Annotated in this window: 24 protein-coding genes; 10 read left to right on the top strand and 14 right to left on the bottom strand. The window is 67.2% G+C overall.

What is annotated here, in order from left to right; genetic code table 11:
• Positions 1–21: 21 nt before the first annotated feature.
• The 14 genes from AC1KVE_RS13295 to AC1KVE_RS13230 all read right to left on the bottom strand — a co-directional run bounded on the left by AC1KVE_RS13295 (position 22) and on the right by AC1KVE_RS13230 (position 11,330).
• Positions 22–726, bottom strand: a complete 705-nt coding sequence (locus tag AC1KVE_RS13295) for a tetratricopeptide repeat protein (protein WP_184455680.1) — start codon at positions 724–726, stop codon at positions 22–24.
• Positions 720–1,202 carry a cytochrome c-type biogenesis protein gene (locus AC1KVE_RS13290; RefSeq protein ID WP_184455682.1) on the bottom strand — a complete coding sequence of 161 codons (483 nt, stop codon included), beginning with the start codon at positions 1,200–1,202 and terminating at the stop codon, positions 720–722. Before AC1KVE_RS13290 ends, AC1KVE_RS13295 begins: the two co-directional genes overlap by 7 nt.
• Positions 1,202–1,744, bottom strand: coding sequence for a DsbE family thiol:disulfide interchange protein (locus AC1KVE_RS13285; RefSeq protein WP_024940340.1), 543 nt, complete (start codon positions 1,742–1,744; stop codon positions 1,202–1,204). Before AC1KVE_RS13285 ends, AC1KVE_RS13290 begins: the two co-directional genes overlap by 1 nt.
• The gene (locus tag AC1KVE_RS13280; RefSeq protein ID WP_184455684.1) at positions 1,741–3,729 is read right to left on the bottom strand and encodes a heme lyase CcmF/NrfE family subunit; all 1,989 of its coding nucleotides are present in this window, start codon (positions 3,727–3,729) and stop codon (positions 1,741–1,743) included. Before AC1KVE_RS13280 ends, AC1KVE_RS13285 begins: the two co-directional genes overlap by 4 nt.
• Positions 3,730–3,791: 62 nt before the next feature.
• Positions 3,792–4,262, bottom strand: a complete 471-nt coding sequence (ccmE, locus tag AC1KVE_RS13275; RefSeq protein WP_102252257.1) for a cytochrome c maturation protein CcmE — start codon at positions 4,260–4,262, stop codon at positions 3,792–3,794.
• Entirely contained in the window at positions 4,259–4,468 is a 210-nt protein-coding gene (gene ccmD, locus AC1KVE_RS13270) for a heme exporter protein CcmD (protein ID WP_184455686.1), read from the bottom strand. The genes ccmE and ccmD overlap by 4 nt, the downstream gene beginning before the upstream one ends.
• Positions 4,465–5,223 (bottom strand): heme ABC transporter permease CcmC, encoded by a 759-nt coding sequence (gene ccmC, locus AC1KVE_RS13265; RefSeq protein WP_184455688.1) that lies wholly within the window; start codon positions 5,221–5,223, stop codon positions 4,465–4,467. The genes ccmD and ccmC overlap by 4 nt, the downstream gene beginning before the upstream one ends.
• 10 nt (positions 5,224–5,233) lie before the next feature.
• Positions 5,234–6,544, bottom strand: a complete 1,311-nt coding sequence (locus AC1KVE_RS13260) for a S8 family serine peptidase (RefSeq protein WP_481092249.1) — start codon at positions 6,542–6,544, stop codon at positions 5,234–5,236.
• The gene (locus AC1KVE_RS13255) at positions 6,541–7,194 is read right to left on the bottom strand and encodes a zf-HC2 domain-containing protein (RefSeq protein ID WP_054592783.1); all 654 of its coding nucleotides are present in this window, start codon (positions 7,192–7,194) and stop codon (positions 6,541–6,543) included. The genes AC1KVE_RS13260 and AC1KVE_RS13255 overlap by 4 nt, the downstream gene beginning before the upstream one ends.
• Positions 7,191–7,772 carry a sigma-70 family RNA polymerase sigma factor gene (locus AC1KVE_RS13250; protein WP_046342333.1) on the bottom strand — a complete coding sequence of 194 codons (582 nt, stop codon included), beginning with the start codon at positions 7,770–7,772 and terminating at the stop codon, positions 7,191–7,193. The genes AC1KVE_RS13255 and AC1KVE_RS13250 overlap by 4 nt, the downstream gene beginning before the upstream one ends.
• Before the next feature lie 63 nt (positions 7,773–7,835).
• On the bottom strand, positions 7,836–8,570 hold the full coding sequence (locus tag AC1KVE_RS13245) for a TorF family putative porin (protein WP_102252261.1): 735 nt from the start codon (positions 8,568–8,570) through the stop codon (positions 7,836–7,838).
• Positions 8,571–8,877: 307 nt separating this feature from the next.
• The gene (locus AC1KVE_RS13240) at positions 8,878–9,267 is read right to left on the bottom strand and encodes a c-type cytochrome (RefSeq protein WP_016902092.1); all 390 of its coding nucleotides are present in this window, start codon (positions 9,265–9,267) and stop codon (positions 8,878–8,880) included.
• A 24-nt stretch (positions 9,268–9,291) separates the two neighbouring features.
• A complete protein-coding gene (locus AC1KVE_RS13235) occupies positions 9,292–10,644 on the bottom strand; it encodes a cytochrome C (RefSeq protein WP_481092250.1) in 1,353 nt (450 codons plus the stop codon).
• Between the two features lie 71 nt (positions 10,645–10,715).
• Positions 10,716–11,330, bottom strand: coding sequence for a cytochrome b (locus AC1KVE_RS13230; RefSeq protein WP_024940350.1), 615 nt, complete (start codon positions 11,328–11,330; stop codon positions 10,716–10,718).
• A gap of 297 nt (positions 11,331–11,627) precedes the next feature.
• Between AC1KVE_RS13230 and AC1KVE_RS13225 the strand changes: the two genes are divergently transcribed.
• From AC1KVE_RS13225 to AC1KVE_RS13180, 10 genes are all read left to right on the top strand, one after another.
• On the top strand, positions 11,628–12,065 hold the full coding sequence (locus tag AC1KVE_RS13225; protein ID WP_016902088.1) for a sugar 3,4-ketoisomerase: 438 nt from the start codon (positions 11,628–11,630) through the stop codon (positions 12,063–12,065).
• Positions 12,062–12,733 (top strand): acetyltransferase, encoded by a 672-nt coding sequence (locus AC1KVE_RS13220; RefSeq protein ID WP_016902086.1) that lies wholly within the window; start codon positions 12,062–12,064, stop codon positions 12,731–12,733. Before AC1KVE_RS13225 ends, AC1KVE_RS13220 begins: the two co-directional genes overlap by 4 nt.
• A 2-nt stretch (positions 12,734–12,735) precedes the next feature.
• Positions 12,736–13,689: a hypothetical protein gene (locus AC1KVE_RS13215; RefSeq protein WP_024940351.1), complete on the top strand. Its 954-nt coding sequence runs from the start codon at positions 12,736–12,738 to the stop codon at positions 13,687–13,689.
• 7 nt (positions 13,690–13,696) lie between these two features.
• A complete protein-coding gene (locus tag AC1KVE_RS13210; protein ID WP_184456481.1) occupies positions 13,697–14,608 on the top strand; it encodes a GNAT family N-acetyltransferase in 912 nt (303 codons plus the stop codon).
• Entirely contained in the window at positions 14,608–15,720 is a 1,113-nt protein-coding gene (locus tag AC1KVE_RS13205) for a DegT/DnrJ/EryC1/StrS family aminotransferase (protein WP_184455689.1), read from the top strand. Before AC1KVE_RS13210 ends, AC1KVE_RS13205 begins: the two co-directional genes overlap by 1 nt.
• Complete coding sequence (locus AC1KVE_RS13200) at positions 15,717–16,970, top strand: O-antigen translocase (RefSeq protein WP_024940354.1); 1,254 nt, start codon at positions 15,717–15,719, stop codon at positions 16,968–16,970. Before AC1KVE_RS13205 ends, AC1KVE_RS13200 begins: the two co-directional genes overlap by 4 nt.
• Positions 16,967–17,917 (top strand): glycosyltransferase, encoded by a 951-nt coding sequence (locus AC1KVE_RS13195; RefSeq protein ID WP_184455691.1) that lies wholly within the window; start codon positions 16,967–16,969, stop codon positions 17,915–17,917. Before AC1KVE_RS13200 ends, AC1KVE_RS13195 begins: the two co-directional genes overlap by 4 nt.
• Positions 17,914–19,047, top strand: coding sequence for a hypothetical protein (locus tag AC1KVE_RS13190; protein ID WP_184455693.1), 1,134 nt, complete (start codon positions 17,914–17,916; stop codon positions 19,045–19,047). Before AC1KVE_RS13195 ends, AC1KVE_RS13190 begins: the two co-directional genes overlap by 4 nt.
• A 43-nt stretch (positions 19,048–19,090) precedes the next feature.
• Complete coding sequence (locus tag AC1KVE_RS13185) at positions 19,091–19,942, top strand: Wzz/FepE/Etk N-terminal domain-containing protein (protein WP_184455695.1); 852 nt, start codon at positions 19,091–19,093, stop codon at positions 19,940–19,942.
• 157 nt (positions 19,943–20,099) lie between these two features.
• Positions 20,100–20,942 carry a class I SAM-dependent methyltransferase gene (locus tag AC1KVE_RS13180; RefSeq protein WP_184455697.1) on the top strand — a complete coding sequence of 281 codons (843 nt, stop codon included), beginning with the start codon at positions 20,100–20,102 and terminating at the stop codon, positions 20,940–20,942.
• The last annotated feature ends 8 nt before the right edge of the window (positions 20,943–20,950 follow it).

Genomic DNA, 20,950 nt, shown 5'->3' with positions numbered 1-20,950 from the left:
GGATGCAGCCTGAGGTTGGCTTCAGGGCGCTGCGCGCCCGGATTGCCGCGCGCTGGCCAGCGATTCGGCCACGGCGATCTTGTCGGCCACCGCCTTCTGCATCGGCGAGCCGGCGTCGAGCAAGCCATGCAAATGCCGCCAGTGCTCGCTGGCAGCGCGGTAGTCCTGCTGCTGAAAGTCGCTGATGCCCAGCAGCCACAGGCCGCGCTGATGGTCCGGCTCGCGTGCGACCACCTGTTGCAGGCGGCTGCGTGAGTCGGCGTCGATGGCGAAATCGCTGCGCGTGGCCATGTCCGCGGCCACCCAGCCGACGATGGCGGCGCTGAGATCCGGCGCGATTTTGAGCGCTTGCGCATAGGCCTCACGCGCATCGGCGGGGCGGTTGTCCTGCTCGTGGGTCCTGGCTTGCTGCATCCACGACTCCAGCGCCTGCTCCTGCGCAGCGTCGGCGTTGGCCTCTGCGGCCCGGGCTTGCTCACCCGCGGCGACGGCAGGCGCGTCTGTCGGTTGCGCTGTCGCATGCACACGCCGTGCGATCGCATCCGGCGCGCCGACCAGCCGATACAAGCCGGCCGTGGCGATCGGCAAGCCGAGCACCAGCACAATCGGCAGGCTGTAGCGTGCATTGCCCATGCGCGTTGGCTGACGCAGCAACGGCACCAGCAACAACAGCAAGGCGACGACCACCAGCGCGGCGCTTGCGATATAGAAACCGGTCATCACCATTCTTCCTCCGGTTGCGGCGCCACCGGCGTGCCGGCGCGCGCACGTTTGCGCACGGTGTGGATCACCACGCCCGCACCGGCACCCAGCAGCAGCAACGGACCGAACCACAGCAGCCAGGTGCCGCGCTTGACCGGCGGGTCGTACAGCACGAAGTCCGAATAGCGATCGACCATGTACTGCTTGATCTGCGCATCGCTCCTGCCGGCCTGCAACTGCGCGAACACCTGGTGGCGCAGATCGCGCGCAAGCTCGGCATTGGAGTCGGCCAGGTTCTCGTTCTGGCACACCAGGCAGCGCAACTGCGCGGTCAGACGCTGATAACGCGCTTCGTCGCTGCGGTTCTTGAACGGCAGCGGGTCCACCGCCTGCGCCGCCAGCGGCGGTGCAAGCAGCACGCCCAGCAGCAGCACCAGCAGCACACGCAGTTGCCGGCCCTGCATGCGCCAGTACCAGCGCCAAACCCAGCGCGCCGCCATCACCGCGTGCCCTGGGGCAGTGCGGCGATGGCGGGCAGCAGCTCGTCGTGGATGACCGCAGGCGTGAGCACGCCGATGTGCTTGTAGCGGATCACGCCTTGCGCATCGATCAGGAAACTCTCCGGCGCACCGTAGACACCGAAATCGATCGCGGTCTGGCCGGCTTCGTCGGCAATCACCAACGCATACGGATTGCCGTACTGCGCAAGCCAGGCCGTGGCGTCGGCTTGCGCGTCCTTGTAGTTATAGCCGATCAACGCCACCCCGAGCCGGCTGGCCTGCGCCATCAGCACCGGATGTTCGTGCACGCATTCGGCGCACCAGCTGCCGAACACGTTGAGGACGTAAGGCTTGCCCAGCAGCTGATCGCGGCTGACGCGTTGCTCGGGCCGATCCAGCCGCGGCAGCGAGAACGCCGGTGCCGGCTTGCCGATCAACGGCGAGGGCACATCGCGCGGGTTGTGCTGCATCGTCCAGTAAATGCCGAAGCCGAACAGCGCCGCCAGCAACAGAAAACCCAGCAAGGGCAGCAGACGGTTCATGCGTGCGATTCCTGCGCAGTGACACTGGTGCCGTGTGCCGGTGCCGTGGCCGCCGTCGTGGCGAGCGCCGGCGCACGGAACCGGCGGGCACAGGCGCTGACGAAGCCGCCCAGCATCATCAGCAGGCCGCCGGCCCAGATCCAGCGGATGAAGGGTTTGTAGTACAGCCGCAGCGTCCAGTCGTATTCGATGTGTTGATCGTCCAGCGGCTCGCCGAGGGCGACATACAGATCGCGGGTGATACCGGGGTCGATCGCCGATTCGGTCTGGATGCGCTCGCTGCTGTACAGGCGTTTTTGCGGATGCAGTTGCGCGACCAACTGGCCATCGCGGCTGACCTGCACGCTGCCTTGTTCGGCCTTCCAGTTCGGCCCGTCGATCAGTTGCACGCCGTCGAAGCGGAAGGCGTAACCGGCGATCTCGGCGGTCTGCCCGGGCGACAGCCGCACGTCGCGTTCGACCGACAGGCTTTCCGACACCAGCACGCCGGCCACGAACACCGCCACGCCCGCGTGCGCGAGCAGCATGCCGGCCATTTCCGCCGGAAACCGCCGGCCGCGCGGCATCTCGCGCCAGCGCTTGTACATGTACAGCGCGGTGCCGGCCGCCACCCATGCGGCAACGCCGATCCCGGCGATCGCCCGGGGCTGGCCCTCGGCAAACAGGCTGCCGACCAGCGCACAGGCGACTGCGGCGATGCCGGCGCGCGTGCCCAGTGCCTGCAACGGCGCCGCCTCGGCCTTGCCCCAGCGCAGGTACGGGCCGAACGGCAGCAACAGCATCACCGGCAACATCAGCAGCGGGAACAGCAAGCCGAAGTAGGGCGGCCCCACCGACACCTTGCCCAGGCCGAAGGCATCGGCCACCAGCGGAAACAAGGTGCCCAGCAACACCATCGCCGCCGCCACGGTGAGCAGCAGATTGCCGATCAGGATGGCGGTCTCGCGCGAGGCGGCGGCGAACGGTTTGCCGCTGGCGATCCGGGGCGCGCGCAGCGCATACAGCAGCAACGAGCCGCCGACCACGGCGATCAGGAAGATCAGGATGTACAGGCCGCGGCGCGGATCGGCGGCGAACGCATGCACCGAGGTCAGCACGCCCGAGCGCACCAGGAAGGTGCCCAGCAACGACAGTGAGAACGCCAGGATCGACAGCAGGATGGTCCAGGCGCGCAGGCTGCCGCGTTTTTCGGTGATCGCCTGGGTGTGGATCAGCGCAGTGCCGACCAGCCACGGCATGAAGCTGGCGTTTTCCACCGGGTCCCAGAACCACCAGCCGCCCCAGCCCAGTTCCGCGTACGCCCACCAGCTGCCGGCGACGATACCGGCGGTGAGGCAGGCCCAGGCCACATTGGTCCACGGTCGCGCCCAGCGCACCCAGGCCTGTTCCAGTTCGCCACCCAGCAAGGCCGCCACCGCAAACGCGAACGCCACCGAGAAGCCGACGTAGCCGGTGTACAGCACCGGCGGGTGGAAGGTCATGCCCGGGTCCTGCAGCACCGGATTGAGTTCGTTGCCATCCAGCGGAATCGGCGACAGTCGCGCGAACGGATTGGAGGTCAGCAGGATGAAGGCCAGAAAGCCCACCGACACCAGCCCCAGCACCGCCAGCACGCGCGCGGCAAAATGCTGCGGCAGATGCCGGCTGAAGGCGGCCAGCACCAGCGTCCAGGTCGACAGGATCCCGATCCACAGCAGCAACGAGCCTTCGTGCGCGCCCCACACCGCGGCAAAGCGGTAGTACCAGGGCAGGGCGATGTTGGCGTTGTCGGCGACATAGCGCACCGAAAAATCCAGCGACAGCAGCGACCAGGCGAGCAGGCCGAACGCCATCCACACGAACAGCGCCTGACCGACCGCGGCCGGCCGCGCAATGCCCATCAACGCGCCATTGCCGCGCCAGGCACCGATCAGCGGCAGTACGCCCTGGGCAAGCGAAAGCAGTAACGCCAGGATCAGGGCGATCTGGCCGAGTTCAGGCGTCATGGGCGAATCGCATCGTGCAGCGAATAAAGATCATCGAGGGAAAGAACAGCCTGCGCGCCGCATCAGCGTGGCGCAGACAGCGGCACCGCGGCGGCGGGAATCGGCTTGCCGACATGGCCTTCGGCCATCGCGTCCTTCAGTTCCTTCGGCATATAGGTTTCGTCGTGCTTGGCCAGCACTTCGTTGGCGACGAAGCGCCCGCCCTGCATGCGCCCGTTGGCGATCACCGACTGGTTGTCGCGGAACAGGTCCGGAAGAATGCCGGTGTACTCGACCTGCGTCGCTGCGTGCTTGTCGATCACGGTGAAGTGGACGGTGAGGCTGTCGCTGGCGCGCTGGATCGAGCCGGCCTTGACCATGCCGCCGAGGCGGAATTGCCGGTAGCTGGCCGCCTCGCCGGCATGCACCTGGCTGGGCGTGAACAGGTAGCTCATGTTCCGCTGCAGCGCGAGCACGATCAGCGTGACCGCCAATGCCGCAGCGGCGAGTGCGCCGATCACCAGCCACAGGCGTTGCTTGCGGGTGGCGTTCATGAGGCGTCACGCTCCAGCGGCGCTGTTGCCGACAACTCGCGCGTGCGCCGCGGCGTTTGCCGTTGCAGCTGGCCGCGCAGCTCGCGCGGCAGGCGGCGACGACGCAACCATGGCGATGCCAGGTCGGCCAGCAGCACCAGCACGAACATCGCGTACGCGGTCCACACGTATTGCCCGTAACCGCCCATCGCCAGCAGGGCCGTCATGCGGTGCGCTCCGTGAACACGATGCGGCGCGCCCAGTCCTTGCCGCTTTCCAGGGCGAGCAGGTCCACGCGCACGCGGCCGAACAGGCTGGCCACGTAGTAACACTTGGTCGCCAGCGTCATCGTCAGCAGCGGCCACAGCATGTCCGCGCTCATCGTGGAGGGGCCGAGCAGGCGCACGGTGGAGCCCTGGTGCAACGTGTTCCACCACACCACCGAGTAATGCACGATCGGCAGATTCACCAGGCCCACCAATGCCAGCAAGCCGGCCGCACGCATCGCCTGGCGGCGGTCCTCCACCGCGTGGTACAGGCCGAGCACGCCCAGATACAGGAACAGCAGCAGCAACTCGGAGGTCAGCCGCGCATCCCAGGTCCACCAGGTGCCCCACATCGGCTTGCCCCACAGCGAGCCGGTGCACAAGGTGATGAAGGTGAAGGCCGCGCCGATTGGCGCCGAGGCCATGGTCACCACCTCGGCCAGCTTGATCCGCCAGACCAGTGCGATGAACGCGGATACGCCCATCGCCGCGTAGATGAACAGGCTCATCCAGGCGCTGGGCACGTGGATGAAGATGATGCGGTAGGCATCGTGCTGCTGGTAATCCGGCGGCACCAGCACCAGCCCACCGTAGGCGGCCACCGCACCAAGCAACAGCGCCAGGCCCAAGGCCCACGGACGCACGCGTCCGGCCACGCGATAGAAGGTCGGCGGCGAGCTGAGTCTGTGCAGCCACAAGGGAATCCACTTGGCCATGCCGGTGTCGTCAGTTGGAATGTCTGGCGGGAGGCGCCAGCGCCTGCACGGCGGCACCGGCGTTGACCTGCAACTGGCCGTCGGAGAGCTTGCTGGTGCGCTGCATCAGCTCGCGCAATGCGGTGGCGTCCAGCGACGGCGACAGCGACAACAGCAGCGCGACCACGCCGCTGACATGCGCGGTGGCCATCGACGAGCCGGAGGTGAAGTCGTAGCGGCCGTTCGGCTGGGTGGTCAGGATGTCCTTGCCGGGGGCGCTGAGCACGCCGGGCATGGCCGCGGTGGGGCTGCTGCTGCGTACCACCAGCACGCCCGGCACATCGTTGGGAAAACCGTCCAGCCGGCCGTTGGGCGGCATCGCGGCGACCACGATGCGGCCCTGCTGCACCAGGTGCTGCAGCATCTTGCTCAGCAGCGGGTCGGCCGGGCCGCCCAGGCTCAGGTTGATCACGCGCGCGGAGCTGTTGTTGATCGCCGCCAGCGCCTTGGCCAGGGTGAAGGTGTTGCAGCGTGCGGTGGCGCCGACCGTGGGCGCATACCAGCAGGCCTTGTAGATGCTCAGCATGGCCTTGGGCGCCATGCCGACGATGCCTTGATGGTTGTTGCTGCCGGCGGCGATGATGCCGGCCACCTCGGTGCCGTGCGAGTCGCTGCTGGTCATCACCGGCGAATCGTCGACCAGGTCGTGCACGTCGCGGATGCGCGCCTTCAGGTCGGCATGCGTGGTGTCCACGCCGGTGTCGACCACCGCCACCACCACGCCGCGGCCCTGGGTGACGGTCTGCGCGCTGGCCGCATCGGTGGCGATGAAGCCGCGCTGCAGATCCACATAGGGGTCGTTGTAGCCGGACAGCGCGGTGGTCTTTTCCGATGCGTCGGCGGAAAACACCGAGAAATCCTGCACCGGTTGCACCAGCTCCACGCCGTCGTCGTCGGCCAGCGCGCTGACCAGTTCGTCGCGCGACACGCCCGGCGGCGGCTGCAGCACGGCGCAATACAGGCCCAGCGAGGTGATCGGCCAGCCGGAGACTTCGCGCAGCTTGTAGCGCTGCTTGAGTGCTTCCATGCGCACGGCGGCCTTCTGACCGGCGCCGTAATAACTGGAGGCGTAGCCGATCAGGCTGGACCCGGCGCGGGCCGGCGGCGCGCTGAGCGGGTTGGCCACCGCCAGCAGGATGTCGCTGCTGCTGTCGGGCGTATGCGCATCGGCCGCTGGTGGCGTGCTGGCGCTGGCGGCGGCCTGCGCCGGCTCCTGCGCGGCGGCCTGCGGGCCAAGGCCGATGCAGGCGGCGATGATGCCGATGGCGAGCAGGCGCTTCATGGTGCGGACACGATCTCGGCCATGCGGATGCCCGGGTTGGCGCGCAGCTGTTGCACGGTCTGCTGCGGCTGGGCCGGCGGTTGCGGCTGGGCCGGCACCACGGTGTAGGCGCCCATCTCGTTGGGCCCGCCGATCACCTGCAACTGCTGTGCATGCAGCAGGCGGTCCCAGTCGGCCACGGTCATCTTGGCGTCCGGCACCACCCGGATGGCGCCTTGCGGCACCGGCTGGGCGGTGGCGCTGCTGAGCGTGCGGTAGTCGTGCGAGGGCGCAGGCGTGGCCAGCCTGACGCCCATGACGCCCAGGCCGATCGCCTGCACCAGCGCTGCGGCCGCCAGGGCGCGCACGGTCCAGCTACCGGAGCGGCGCGCTGCCGGCGGCGCGGGCGCGCTGGCCTGCTCCGGCGCATCCAGGCGACCGAGCAGGCGCTGCAGGCCGGCGTTGGCGTCCAGCTTCACCGCCGACGGCAGCGCCAGCGCCTGGCGCAGGCGGTTCTGCTGGGCGAACTCGGCACTGCACGAGGCGCACTTGGCCACGTGCGCGATCAGCCAGGTGTTCTCTTCCTCGGTGGCGCTGTCGAGCAGGACCGCGGGCATCAGTTCCCAGGCGTGCGAGCATTCCTTGCCAGGCGCGATGAAAAACGTCTTCATTGCATGGTCTCCGTATAGGGGGCGCCGCCGGCCAGACCGGGCAGCACATTGCGTAATTTGACCCGCGCATGGAACAGCCGGGCCTTGATGGTGCCTACCGGGCACTGCATGATTTCGGCGACTTCTTCCAGCTTGTGGCCGATGCCGTAGACCAGTTCGATCACCAGGCGCTGATCCGGCGACAGCCGTTCCATGCCCTTGTCGAGCCAGTCGCGCAGCTCGCGGTCGTCGTTGTCGTCGGCGCTGGGGGCGTGGTCTTCCACCACCGCTGTATCGTCGATGGCCTCGCCGTCGTGCTGGCGCAGGCATTTGAGGCCGCAGCGATAGGCGATGCCCATGATCCAGGTCGAAACCTGCGAATCGCCGCGGAAGTCGCCGGCCTTCTGCCAGGCGATCCAGAAACAGTCGTTGATGGCTTCTTCGATGATGTCCGGGCGCCGGGTCAGGCGCGACAGGAAGCGGCACAGCCGGCCGTGATAGCTGGTGTACATGGTGGACAACGCGGCGCGATCGCCCGCCGCCATGCGGCGCAGCAGCATGCGATCGGTGGCATCACCCAGGGTGTCGGAATCATTCATCGAGGCAGGCACGGCTTAGGACGCATGTCAGTGCCCGCGGGCGGGCAAAAGGTTGCGTGGGGATCAGAAGGTGACCGACGCGGTACTCAGCCAGGGCGTTTCGCCGGGGCCGCCCTGCAGGCGTGGGGTGTTGTCGCTGGTGACGATGCGTTCCAGCTTCAGCGTCCATCGCTCCCGACTCCAGCGCAGGCCGAATTGCCCATACTGATAGCGGCCGGACCGCGCGGCGCCGTAGGCCATCGCCGGGAAACGTGACGAGCCGGCGCCGACTGTCAGGCTGAGGTCGTCGCGCAGCGGGACATTGGCGGTGACGTCGATGGCGACATTCCACGGCGACTGGTCGGCACGCGGGAAATTGAAGGTCGACACCGAGAAGGTCAGCACGTCGCGATAGGACCAGGCCAGGCTGGCTTCCTGGCGGTCGAAGGTGCGCGTGGCCTGATTGGTCGGGTAGCCGTAATACAGCGCGCTGGCCTGCATCTGCCAGCGGTCGCCCAGCATCCAGGCGCGTGCGGCCTGGGCGGTCACCGCCACCGGCCTGCTCAGCGAGGGCGATTGCAGCGCGACCGACGCCGACATCGACCAGCCCGGTGCGGGCAGCCAGTAGCCGGCGGTCTGCAGGGTGGCCTTGTTGGGCGCGATCGAGATGCCGCGGTCGATCAACTGCGAGGTCAGCGCCACCGCGCCGCCGACCGTGCCGGCGATGGCATTGCCCGGGCCCAACACCAGGGCCAGCAGCAGGCAGTGGCGCAACGCGGCGCGTCGGTGTGCGGACTGCGCGTGCCGGCAGTGCGGCATGCCCCGGGGCGTGTGGCAGCGTCGCCGGCCCGCCCCGTGGCCGCTCGCAAGCCACGGCTGCCCGTCGCAGGCGCAGCTGCGTCGCGTCCGGAGCGGGTAGGGCCTGGCAGTCAAGGCATTCGGCAATGGGGTAAGCGTCTACATGGAACAGGGGCGCGATAGTGACCCATCACGCAAGACGAGACCGCTGCGACGGCGGTTGTTCCGTCCGTATACGCGAAGGAACCGGCACAGGCAACGCGCACCCGTGCCGGTATGCGCCGGCGATCGCGCTCCCGGATGCCCACCGGCAGCGCGCCGGTGGCGATCAGTGCAGGGTGTTGAGGTAGGCGATCAGCGCGTCGAGTTCCTTTTGATCTTCCAGGCCTTCGTACTTCATCTTGGTGCCCGGCAAGGCCTTGGAGGAGGACTGCGACAGATAGGTCTTGAGCTGGGCAGGCGTCCACTGCCACTTGCTGGCCTTGAGCGCATCGGAGTAATTGCTGTAGTCGGCCAGGCTGGCGGCCGGGCGCCCGGCCACGCCGAACATCGACGGGCCCTTCTTGTTCTTGCCCTGGGCGGCGCTGTGGCATTCGGCGCATTCGGTCATGAAAACGCCTTTGCCGTCGGCCGCGTGCGCAGGTGGGGCAAGCAGGGCGCCGGCCAGCAGCAGGCCGGCCAGCGGGGCGCACAACAGGGTCTGGTGGAATGACTTCATGGGGGTCCTTACGCGTGCGGGGGATCAGAACGAGACATTGACCGACAGCGCGAAACTGTCGAGATCGCGCGGGTTGGTGATCGGAATGCCGCCACCGAACACATTGCTGGTGCTGCCGTTGAACTTGTCGAAGCGGAACCAGGTGGCCGCGAACCGCACGTTGGCATTGGTGGTGTAGGTGCCTTCCTTGCCGAACGGGGTCCAGTACAGCAGGATCAGATTGGCGGTGGTGTCGGGGATGCCGTAGGGCTGATAGCGCGCCACATCGAACGAGCCGCTGTTGATCAGATGCGCCGCCAGCACGCCGTAGGTCTGCTTGAACGCGTAGTTCATGCTGATGTTCTGGTCGCGCACGCTGCCGCGATCGCGCGGGGACATGCTCGGGTCGGTTGGCAGCAGCGGGCTACCGTATTTGCGGCGCTCGTAGATGTTGACGTAGGCCAGCGACAGCACGTGCTCGCGGGTGCCGAGGAACTGATAGGTCAGGTCGTAGCCCAGGTCGGTGAGGTCATCGCTGGGGCCGCCGCTGCGCAGCCGCTGGCGGCGCGTGGTCATGGCAGTCAGGCCGGCCGAGAAGAACTGCCGCTTCATGTCCTTCATATAGGCAAAGCGCGCATAGCCGGTGTCGCTGAGCTTGCCCGGGTCGCCATTGGGGTTCCAGCCCAGGTGGTCCTGCGCGTCGGCGGACAGCGCGCTGTAGCTGCCGACTTCGCCGTACCAGTTGCGGTCGAACAGGCCGTACACGGTGGCGCCGATCACGCGGTTGGAGAGCGAGGACGAACTGAGCATGCTGGCCGAGCCGGCATTGGACACCGGGCTCAACGTCGATGCATTGGGCAGCACCTGGATCGGGTCGGACACGCCGGGATTGTTGTTGATGCTGACCCCGACCATCGCGTCCTTGCCGGCCAGCTGGAACGGCTTGCTGACAAAGCGCAGATCCACATCGTCGAGCTGGGTGTTGAAGGTGTCGTTGCCGCCGTTGTTGGAGCGGATCTTGGAGTAACCGCCGACGTGGTCGTTGACCCGTCCGGCCAGATACAGGTCCGCTTCGTTGATGCGTGCGCTGCTGTCGCCGCGGCTGGGATTGCGCCGGGTCCAGGTGACCTGGCCGGAGGCCGGGATCTTGGTGCCGTTGCCGTCGGTATCGGTGAAGCCGCCGAGCTTGAAGCGCATGCCGTATGGCGTCAGCGACGGACCGTAGGAGCCGACATGGCAGTCCGCGCACGACGAACCGGTCTGGCGTGCAAAGGAGGGAATCGCCTGCGCCTGGGTGCTGGCCAGCAGCAGCAACGGGCCGGACACGCACAACAAGGAGGTCAGGGAAGCGGTGCGCGTGGCAGTGGTGCGACGCGGAGCGGGCTGGGGTGTAGGCATGGAAAGTCCTTGTTCGACGGTACGGGGGGCGGCGCTGCGGGAGCAGGGGACAGCGGGCAACACGGCGGAGCTCATCGGCGTGTTCCCGGCAGCACGCGGTGCAGCAGGCCATCGCGCAACACCAGGTGATGCCAGAGGGCGGCGCCGATATGCGCGATCACCAAGGCCAGCAACACCCAGGCGGCATTCAAGTGCCAGGTGCTTAGGGTGTCGGCCAGGTCTTCGTCCGGCGCAACCAGGTTCGGCAGCGTCAGTCCGAACAGATAGACCGGTTTGGCGTAGGCATTGCTCAACGACCAGCCGATCAGCGGCAGGGCGACCATCAAGCCGTACAGCGCGAGGTGGGTGGCGCCTGCAGCCAGCCGCATCGGCAGCGGCGATGGCGGGCCGGGCGGCAACGCGCGCAGGCGGATGCGCAGGCCCACCCGCAGGACGAACAGCAGCAGCACCATCAAACCGAAGTGGCGATGGCCTTCCATCAGCCACTGCCGCAGGGCGCGTCCTTCCAGCTCGGCGCGCAGCAGGATCAGCGCGGCCGCCATGGCCAGGCAGAACACCGTCAGCCAATGCAATACGCGCACCGGTCTGGGCAGCGGAATGACGCGCGCCGGCAGTGCGGCCTGCTCCGGCAGCGCCGTGGCACTGTCGGCTGCAACCGCATCGGGCGCGTGGGGGGATGAACTCATCGATCGGTGTCCTGCGCTGGTGTCGTTGGATCCGGCAGTACGCGGTGCGCTGCCAGGCCTGGCTCCCCACGCCGGCCGAACTGCGGCCACGTGAACGTGCACCGATATGTGCGGCGCGGCCGCTGAAAGGTTGCATCGCCGTGCAGTGATGACGTGCCTGGGCACGGTGTTGGCGGCAGCGACTGCGCTTGCGCGCACCTGGGTTCGCAGCGCCGTGACGCCGCGCAACCTTTCGCGCATGCCGGCGCACTCAGGCATGTCGCACTACGTGCAGTCAGCGGTTACGCCCTTCCGATCATGGCTATCGAACGCATCCAGTTGCATACCCACGGCGACGATCGCGGGCTGCTCATCTCGTTGGAGCAGCAGCGCAATGTCCCGTTCGAGATACGTCGTGTGTATTACCTGTTCGGCACCCGCAACGGCGTCCATCGTGGACAGCATGCACACCGTCGGCTCAACCAGCTGGCGGTGGCCTTGCATGGCTCGGTGACGATCCTGCTGGATCAGGGCGACGGCCACGGCCAGCAGGAAGTAGTGCTGGACGATCCATCGCAGGGCCTGCTGCTCGGCCGCATGGTGTGGCGCGACCTGCATCGCTTCAGCCCCGACTGCGTGCTGATGGTGCTGGCCGACCAGTTCTACGATCCCGCCGACTACATTCTCGATTACGACCAGTTCCTCAGCGAAGTGCGCGCTGGCAGCGGTCTGGATGCACGCAGGCTGGAAGCATGAGCGTGCACAAGCCCCTGGTGATCGTGGGCGCAGGCGAATTTGCGCAGATCGCCTGCGAGTATTTTCAGCACGACAGCGACTACACGGTGGTGGCCTTCAGCGTGGAGCGCGACTTCCTGTTGCGGCCCACGCTGGCCGAGTTGCCGGTGGTGGCCTACGAAGAGCTCGAGCAGCGCTATCCGCCCGAACAGTACGAGGTCTTCGTCGCCATCCCGGCCACGCAGCTCAATCGCCTGCGGACGCGCTTTTTCCAGGACATGCTGCGGCGTGGCTATCGCTGCGCCAGCTATGTCAGCTCGCGTGCGTTCGTCTGGCGCAATGCGCAGATCGGCGCCAACTGTTTCCTGTTCGAAGGCAACGTGATCCAGCCATTCACCCGGATCGGCGACAACTGCATCCTGTGGAGCGGCAACCATATCGGCCACCGCACCGTGGTGCAGGACAATGTCTTCATCGCCTCGCACGCGGTGATTTCCGGCTATTGCGAGATCGGGCGCGGCAGCTTCATCGGTGTCAACGCCACGCTCAGCGACAAGGTACGCATCGCCGCCGACAACATCATCGGCGCCGGTGCGCTGGTGACCCGGCATACCGATGCCGAGCGTGTCTACGTCGGCTCGCCGGCGCGCGCGGTGGCCGGCAGATCCAGCTTCGACGTGGAGCTGTGAGCATGTTTGCCTGGACCAAGCGCGGCCTGGTGTTCGACGTCGCACGCGATGGTGTGGGCGGCTGGATGCAGCACGCCGCGCTGACGCCGACGCCCTACCGGCTGTCTGCGCAGGTGCTGCGTGTCTATGCGGGCTTTCGCGATGCGCAGGGCGTAAGCCGGATCGGCTATGTGGACGTACGCGCCGACGCACCGACGCAGATCGTCGGTGTCAGCCGGCAGCCGGTGCTGGACATCGGCCGCGCTGGCTGTTTCGACGACAACGGCATGATTCTCGGCGATGTGGTGGCCGGGCCGGAGGGGCTGTACATGTTCTATGTCGGCTTCCAGCGTGTGGCCAAGGCCAAGTTCCTGGCCTTCACCGGGCTTGCGCTGTCCCGCGACGGCGGCGAGCGTTTCCAGCGCGTGCAGGACACCCCGCTGCTGGATCGCGCGCCCGGGCGCAGCACGATTGCCGCGGTGCACTCGGCTCGTTTCGAGGATGGGCGGTGGCGGCTGTGGTACGCGGTGGGCGACGATTGGGAAAGCATCGGCGGCCAGCCGTATCCGCGCTACCACATCCGCTATGCGGAGACCGACGATCTGCACCATATCCCTGTCGACGATGTGGTGTGCCTGCGTCCGCAGGGCGATGAATACCGTATCGGCCGTCCGCGCGTGTACCGCCTGGGTGATCGCTATCTGATGTATTTCACCCGCGGCGATACGCACGGCGGTTATTTCCCGGGTTTCGCATTCAGTCGCGACGGTGTGCAGTGGCAGCGCGATGACAGCCAGCTGGGGCTGCAGCTGTCCGAGCAGGGCTGGGATGCGCAAACACTCTGTTACCCGGCCTTGATCCAGCAGCATGATCGGGTGTTGATGTTCTACAACGGCAATGCGATGGGCCAGGCCGGCTTCGGCCTGGCCGATGCAGCGTTGCCGCCGGACCTGCAGGGGCGCCATGTTTTCGGTTAGGCCGTATCTGCCCGGCGATGCGCCTGCCTGGGATGCCCTGGTGGCGTCCTCGCGCAATGGCAATGTGTTGCATCGGCGCGGCTACATGGACTATCACGCCGACCGCTTCGTGGACGCATCGTTGCTGATCGAACGCGGTGGCGAGGTGGTGGCGGTGCTGCCGGCGAATGTGGAGGGCGACTGTGTCAGCAGCCACGCCGGCCTGACCTATGCGGGCCTGCTGTCGTCCACGGCCCTGCGCGCGGGTGCGACCTTGCAGGTGTTCGAACAGATCGCCGCGCACTATCGCGTGCGTGGGGTGCGCGAGCTTGTGTACAAGCCGGTGCCGCATATCTTTCACGCATATCCGGCCGAAGAAGACCTGTATGCCCTGTATCGCGTGGGCGCGCAGCTGTACCGGCGCGATCTGTCCTCGGCGATCGCGTTGCGCGAGCCATTTGCGTTCAGCGCCGAACGTCGACGCTCGCTGGGCAAGGCGCGCAAGGCCGGTATGCAGATCCAGGCCAGCACCCGACTCGATGAATTTCATGCCCTGCTGACCGAGGTGTTGCAGCGCCACCACGTGGCGCCGACCCATCGGCTGGACGAGCTGCAATTGCTGCAACACCGGTTTCCGCAGCAGATCGTGCTGCATGAGGCGCGAGCCGAAGGGGAGCTGTTGGCGGCAGCGCTGGTGCTGGATTTCGGCCGCAGCGTGCACACCCAGTATCTGGCGGTGTCCGCGCGCGGTCGCCAGCTGGATGCACTGAGCCTGCTGCTGGCCGAGCTGATCACCCAGGTGTATGCGCAGCGCCATTACTTCAGCTTCGGTATCTCGACCGAGCAGGCCGGCCAGGTGCTCAACGACGGTCTGGTCGAACAAAAGGAACGTTTCGGCGCACGCGCCGTGGTACAGGATTTTTATCGGTGGATGCTGTAATGGATGTGCCGTTCTTGGATTTGCGCGCGGTCAATGCGCGATATGCGGAGGAGCTGAAGGTGGCTGCGGCGCGGGTGATCGATGCCGGCTGGTATGTGCTTGGGCAGGAGCTGTCCGCCTTCGAGGAGGAATTCGCCAGCTACTGCGGCGCCGCGCAGACGGTGGGTGTGGGTAACGGGCTGGATGCGTTGTCGCTGATCCTGCGCGGCTATCGCGAGCTGGGCGTGTTGCGCGAGGGCGACGAAATCATCGTGCCCGCCAATACCTTCATCGCCACCTTTCTTGCGATCAGTCAGAACCACCTGGTGCTGGTGCCGGTGGAGCCGGACCCTGCAACCTTCAACATCGACCCGGCCAGTGTGGAGAAGGCGATCGGCCCGCGCACGCGCGCCATCATGGCGGTGCATCTGTACGGGCAGTTGGTGGATGTGGCGGCACTACAGACACTGGCGCGTCGCTACGGGCTGCTGCTGATCGAAGATGCCGCGCAGGCACATGGCGCCAGTGCGCACGGGCGACGTGCCGGCGCCTTTGGCGATGCGGCCGCGTTCAGTTTTTTCCCGACCAAGAACCTGGGCGCACTCGGCGACGGCGGCGCAGTGGTGACCTCGGATGCGCGCCTGGCCGAGCGCATCCGTGCGCTGCGCAACTACGGTTCGCAGGTGAAGTATCACCACCTCTGCCAGGGCGTGAATTCACGGCTGGACGAGATGCAGGCGGCGTTCCTGCGGGTCAAGCTGGGCTATCTGGACGATGAGATCGCCCGCCGCCGCGCGGTGGCGCAGCGCTACCTGCACGGCATCGACAACCCCCTGATCACCTTGCCGACGGTGGTGGCCGAAGCGCAGCACGTCTGGCATCTGTTCGTGGTGCGCAGCGCCCAGCGCGATGCTTTGCAGGCGCATCTGCTGCGCTCGGGCATCCATACCCAGATCCATTACCCGGTGCCGCCGCATCGGCAGCCGGCCTACACCACCTTGGGCGATGCCTGCCTGCCGGTGAGCGAGCGGCTGCACCGCGAGGTGCTGAGCCTGCCGATGGGGCCGGCGCTGGACGATGCGTCAATTGCGCGCGTGATTGCCGCATGCCAGTCGTTTGGCGCTCCCGCATGAATGTCGTGCGCAGCAGCGCCTACACCGGCGTTGCGACGCTGGCCAAGCTGCTGGCTGCGCTGGTGGTGGTGAAGCTGGTGGCGGTCTACGCCGGCCCGCAAGGGGTCGGCCGGCTGGGCCAGTTCCTCAATCTGATGTCGGTGCTGGCGGTGCTGGCGGGCGGCGGCATCAGTGCCGGCATCGTCAAGTACGTGGCCGAGTACCGCGACGACGCGGCTGCGCTGGCACGTCTGCTCAGCGCGGCGCTGTGGTACGCGTTCTGCGCGGCCTGCGTGATGGCGGTGCTAGCGTTGCTGTTCAGTGGCGCCATCGCCGAGCGCCTGCTTGGCGATGCGGCATACCGGCCGCTGATCTGCGTGGCGGCGGTGGCGCAGCTGGGCATCGCACTGGTCAACTACGTCCTGGCGGTGATCAACGGCTTCATGGATGTGCGCCGCCTGGCATTCGTGCAGGTCAGCGGTGCGGTGCTGAGCACGGCACTGGTGGCATGGCTGTCCAGCCGGGCACAGCTGCAGGGCGCCTTGCTGGCACTGGTGCTGGGGCAGGTGCTGTGGCTGCTGGCCGGCGTGCCGGCGCTGCGGCGCAGCGGTTATTTTCGACGCGAGATGTTGCGCATGCGCTTCGATGCGCAGATGACGCGCAGGCTGGCGGCGTTCTCGGTGATGACGCTGACCTCCACGCTGGTGCCGCAGCTGGTGGCCATGCTAGTGCGCGACCATCTGGCGCTGCAGTTCGGCTGGCAGCAGGTGGGTTACTGGCAGGCGGTGGGCCGGGTGTCGGATGCGTATCTGCTGTTCTTCACGACCGCGATCAACGTGTATTACCTGCCCAAGCTGGCATCGCTGCAGGAGCGCGCAGCGCTCGGGCGCGAGCTGCGTGCCGCGTATCGCCATGTGCTGCCGGCGGTGGTCTTGATGGCGCTGGGCGTCTACCTGTGTCGCGATTGGCTGACCTGGCTGCTGTTCGACGCCCGGTTTGCCCAGGCCTCCCCGCTGTATGCCCCGCAGCTGCTGGGCGATGTGATCAAGATCGCCGCCTTCGTGCTGTCGTACGTGATGCTGGCCAAGGCGATGACGCGGCTGTTCGTGATCTCCGAATGCGTGTTTGCCGCCAGCTATCTGGCGCTGGTGTATCTGTTCACCGCGCAATGGGGGCTGATCGGTGCGATGTATGCCTTCCTCGCCAACTACGTGCTGTATCTGCTGTTCAACATCGTGGTGGTGCGGCGCTATCTGGTGCAGCCGGCATGAGCGATTCCACCCAACCCCTCGGGCGTGCACGCTGGCCGCTGGTCTCGGTGCTGATCCCGGCCTTCAACCACGAACGCTTCGTGCAACGCTGTCTGGACAGCGTGCTGGAGGACCCGTACCCGTGCAAGGAACTGGTCATCATCGACGATGGTTCCAGCGATGCGACCGGCGAGAAGATTGCGCAGTGGATCGCCAGCCATGGCCACCGGCTGCCGGTGCAGTTCGTACAGCGCGCCAATCGCGGGGTGGCGGCCACACTCAACGAGCTGGCGCTGCGTGCGCGCGGCGAGTACCTGCGGCTGGGCGCAAGCGATGATTATCTGCTGGCCGGCGGGCTGGATGCACAGGTGCGCTACCTGCGTGCGCATCCGCAGAAACTGGCGGTGATCGGCGATGCCTGTGTGGTCGACCAGCATGGGCAGCTGCTGCACGGCAGCGCCATGCGCGACCTGCATCGGGTGGATGTGGACCTGTACCGCTCTGCATCCGGCATCCGCCGCGCGGTGATCCAGCAGTGGGCGGTCGGCGGCGCGGTGGCGCTGCTGCGCCGCAGTGCCTTCGATGCGCGCGCCGGCTGGGACGAGTCGCTGCGGATCGAAGACTGGGATTTCTTCCTGCGTCTGGCCGCGCGTGATGCGCTGGGCTTTGTCGACGTGCCGGTGTGCGCGTACCGGTTGCATGGCCACAACCTCAGCAAGACCGTTGACGTGCGCGCGCGCATCGCCAACCTGAGCGAGTCGCGTCAGGTAGCACGGCGCTGTGCGGAATTGTTCGATGCGCCCGAGCGCAGCTTGCTGCACGCGCAGTCGCACTACATCGCCGCAAAGGTGGCGTTCCTGCAGCGCCGGCCGCACCGGGTGATCGGGCATCTGCTCGCCTATGCCTGGATGTCGCTGCCGGCCAGGTGGCGGCCCAGGTCGGCGCGCAGCACGGTGAAACCGGCATGAGCATGCTGCTACGCCGGCCGGCGACCTATCTGGCACTGCCGATGCTGCTCAGTTGCGCGCTGACGCTGCTGACCTACAGCTTGCCCGGCGACTATGCGGACGGCATCGCGCTGCTGGCCGCCGCCGCCGCCGCGACCTGCGTGCTGGACGCCGTGCTGCGCGTGCAGTTGCCTGCGGTGGAGCGCTTTCGCGCCTACCGTTACGCCGGCACCCGTGATGCCTTCCTGGTGATGACGCTGGCGGCAGTGGTGACGCTGTTCTGCATCGTGGATGTGGCGCTGTTTCCAATTCCGCTGTTCAGCGATCCGTCCTCGTATGCGACCTTGAGCCCGCTGCGCGCGCATGTGCGGCACATCTCCAACATGTGCTGGATCCTGCCGCCGATCGCGTTGCTGTGCGTGCGCCATCGCGGGCTGCGCGCGGCGATGCTGACGCTGGGATTCGTGTTTCCGATCGTGGTGATCGACCGCAACCGGATCTTTGCCGGGTTGTTTTCGTTCGTGCTGGTGATGCTGTTGCGCCGCGATCCGGCACGTCGCCTGCCGTGGAAGACCATCGGCCTGCTGGTGCTGGCCGGTGGCGGGGTGTTTTCCATCCTCGGCGCACTGCGTTCCGGCTCGCTGGCTACCGTGGCCCTGCCGTTCAGTGCCTTGTATCGCGCCATGCCGCAGGGCGTGCAGTGGTTGCTGCTGTACATCAGCGCCGGGCCGTACAACTTCGGCGCGATCCTGGCCAAGGGCTATGTCAACGCCAGCTTCCTGGTCAATCAGCTGGTGCCGTTCAGTGGCTCGATCGCCACTGCCGGCACCAGCATTCCGCTGGATGCGCCCAACATCAATGTGGGGACCGAATTCTTTCCGTTCCTGATGGCCTGGGGGGCGCCGGGTGCGTTGCTGGCGCTGCTGGCGTTGTATGCAGGGCTGGTGTGGAGCATGCGCCTGCTCAACCGCTCGCTGTCGATCTTCCATGTGCTGATCTTCCTGCGCATCGCCTATGCCTGCCTGGTGTCGCCATTTGCGCCGCAGGCCTTCACCTGGACCAATTTCGGCTTCATCGCGCTGTGCCTGGTGTTGCATGCCTGCACGGTGCTGTTGCCTACCCGCAATGCCGTACCCACCGCTGCTGCGTAATGCGCGGCCGCTCCGCTTCACCCTGTTCCAGAGCCGGTGCACCATGACTCAACACGACGATATCTATCTGATCGACCTGTGGCGCATCCTGCGCCGCGAATGGCGCTGGGCGCTGGCCGCACTGCTGGTGGTGCTAGCACTGACCTTGGCCTTCACCCGCCTGGCCAGGCCGCAGTGGGAAGCCACCGCCTGGATCCAGGTCGGCGAGATCGGCCCCACGCCGGCCGGGCGCGACCCCAAGGTCGAACCGTTCCAGCGCGTGATCGACCGCATGAAGACGCGGCTGTTCCAGGATGCGGTGCTGCGCCAGGCCGGCGTGCCGCTGAAAAGCCGCGCTGCGCAGCTGTACCGCGGCAGCCTCAAGCCGGACCCGGACCCGTATGCCAATCTGATCGGGGTGACCATCCGGGCCGAATCGTCGGCGCAGGCGCGCAAGCTGGCGATGGCGACGGTGACCGCCTTGCAGGGCCTGCACGGCGACACCAACGCCGTGGCGCTCGCACTGGCGCGTACACGCCTGCAAGGCCTCACCGACGATCTGCGCGCGGCAATCCGCAACCGCGATCGGTTGCAGCAGCAGGTGCAGGCCGGGCAGGGCGCCGCCGCGGCCACGCCGGCCCAGGTTCTGGCAGGCGTGCTGTTGACCGACAGCAACACCACCGTGCGCGCATTGAAGAGCGAACGCGACGATCTGATTGCCCGGCTGACCACGCGCTACACCTATCAGACCTCGCTGGCATGGCCGTTGTACGTGCCCGAGCAACAGGCGTTTCCCAATGCCGTCACCGCCTGGGCCGCCGGCCTGCTCGGCGGGGCGGGCCTGGCGGTGCTGGCGGCGGTGTTGCGCAATGCATGGCGGCGCCGCAGGGTTGCCGCACCGCGCGCTGCCGGCTGATCTGCGCAGCGCCGTGCGGCACGCTACGCAAGGCTGCCCACGCTGCAACCAAACCGCCGGCGCACGGCACTCACCGGTCAATCAAGCGGTGCCGCGTTGGCGGTGTCGCGCCTGGAGAGTGTCGTGAGAACAGCTGGATCGGTGTGGGAGGCTGCGCATGTCGATGGTCAATGAGCATGCGGCGCGCGGTGGCACGGTGGCCCCTGAGCGCTTGCTGGAGACGCAACGCGCGTTCGACAGCGTTGCGCCCGACTACGACGGCCCACGCGGCAACAACGCGCTGATCCAGCGCATGCGCACCACCTTGTGGGACACGGTCGCGGCCGAACTGCCGGTGGGCTCGCACCTGGTGGACCTGGGCTGCGGTACCGGCCTGGATGCCGGCGAATTCGCACGCCGCGGTTACCACGTGCTGGCCACCGACTGGTCGCCGGCGATGGTCGAGCGCACCCGCCATCGCGCGGCCACGCAAGGCCTGCAAGAGCGCCTGAGCGCGGCCCATGTCGGCATCCAGCAGCTCGACCAGCTGCAGGGCAGCTTCGACGGCATGTATTCCAACTTCGGCCCGCTCAACTGCGCGCCGGATCTGCCGGCGGTGGCGGCCGAATGCGCGCGTCTGCTGCGCGCCGATGGCTGCCTGGTTTTCTCGGTGATCGGGCGCATCTGCCCCTGGGAAATCGGCCATTACAGCGTGCGCGGGCGGTTCAAGCGCGCCGCGGTGCGCGCCGCGCGCGGGGTCACCGCGGTGGGCATGAACGGCCACACCATCTGGACCTGGTACCACCTGCCGCGCGAGTTCTACCGCGCCTTCGCCAAGCACTTCGTCCTGGACCGCTATCGCGCGTTGAGCCTGTTCCTGCCGCCGCCGTACCTGGTGGATTTTTGCGAACGGCATCCGCGCCTGTCCGCGCGCCTGGGTCAGTGCGACGACCGGCTGGGCGGCCTGCCGTTGCTGCGCGACATGGGCGACCACTTCCTGATCGTGATGCGCAAGCGCTGAGTGGAGAC

The organism is Xanthomonas sp. NCPPB 2864 (genome assembly GCF_056675615.1).
This window is presented reverse-complemented; position numbering and strand designations above follow the sequence as displayed.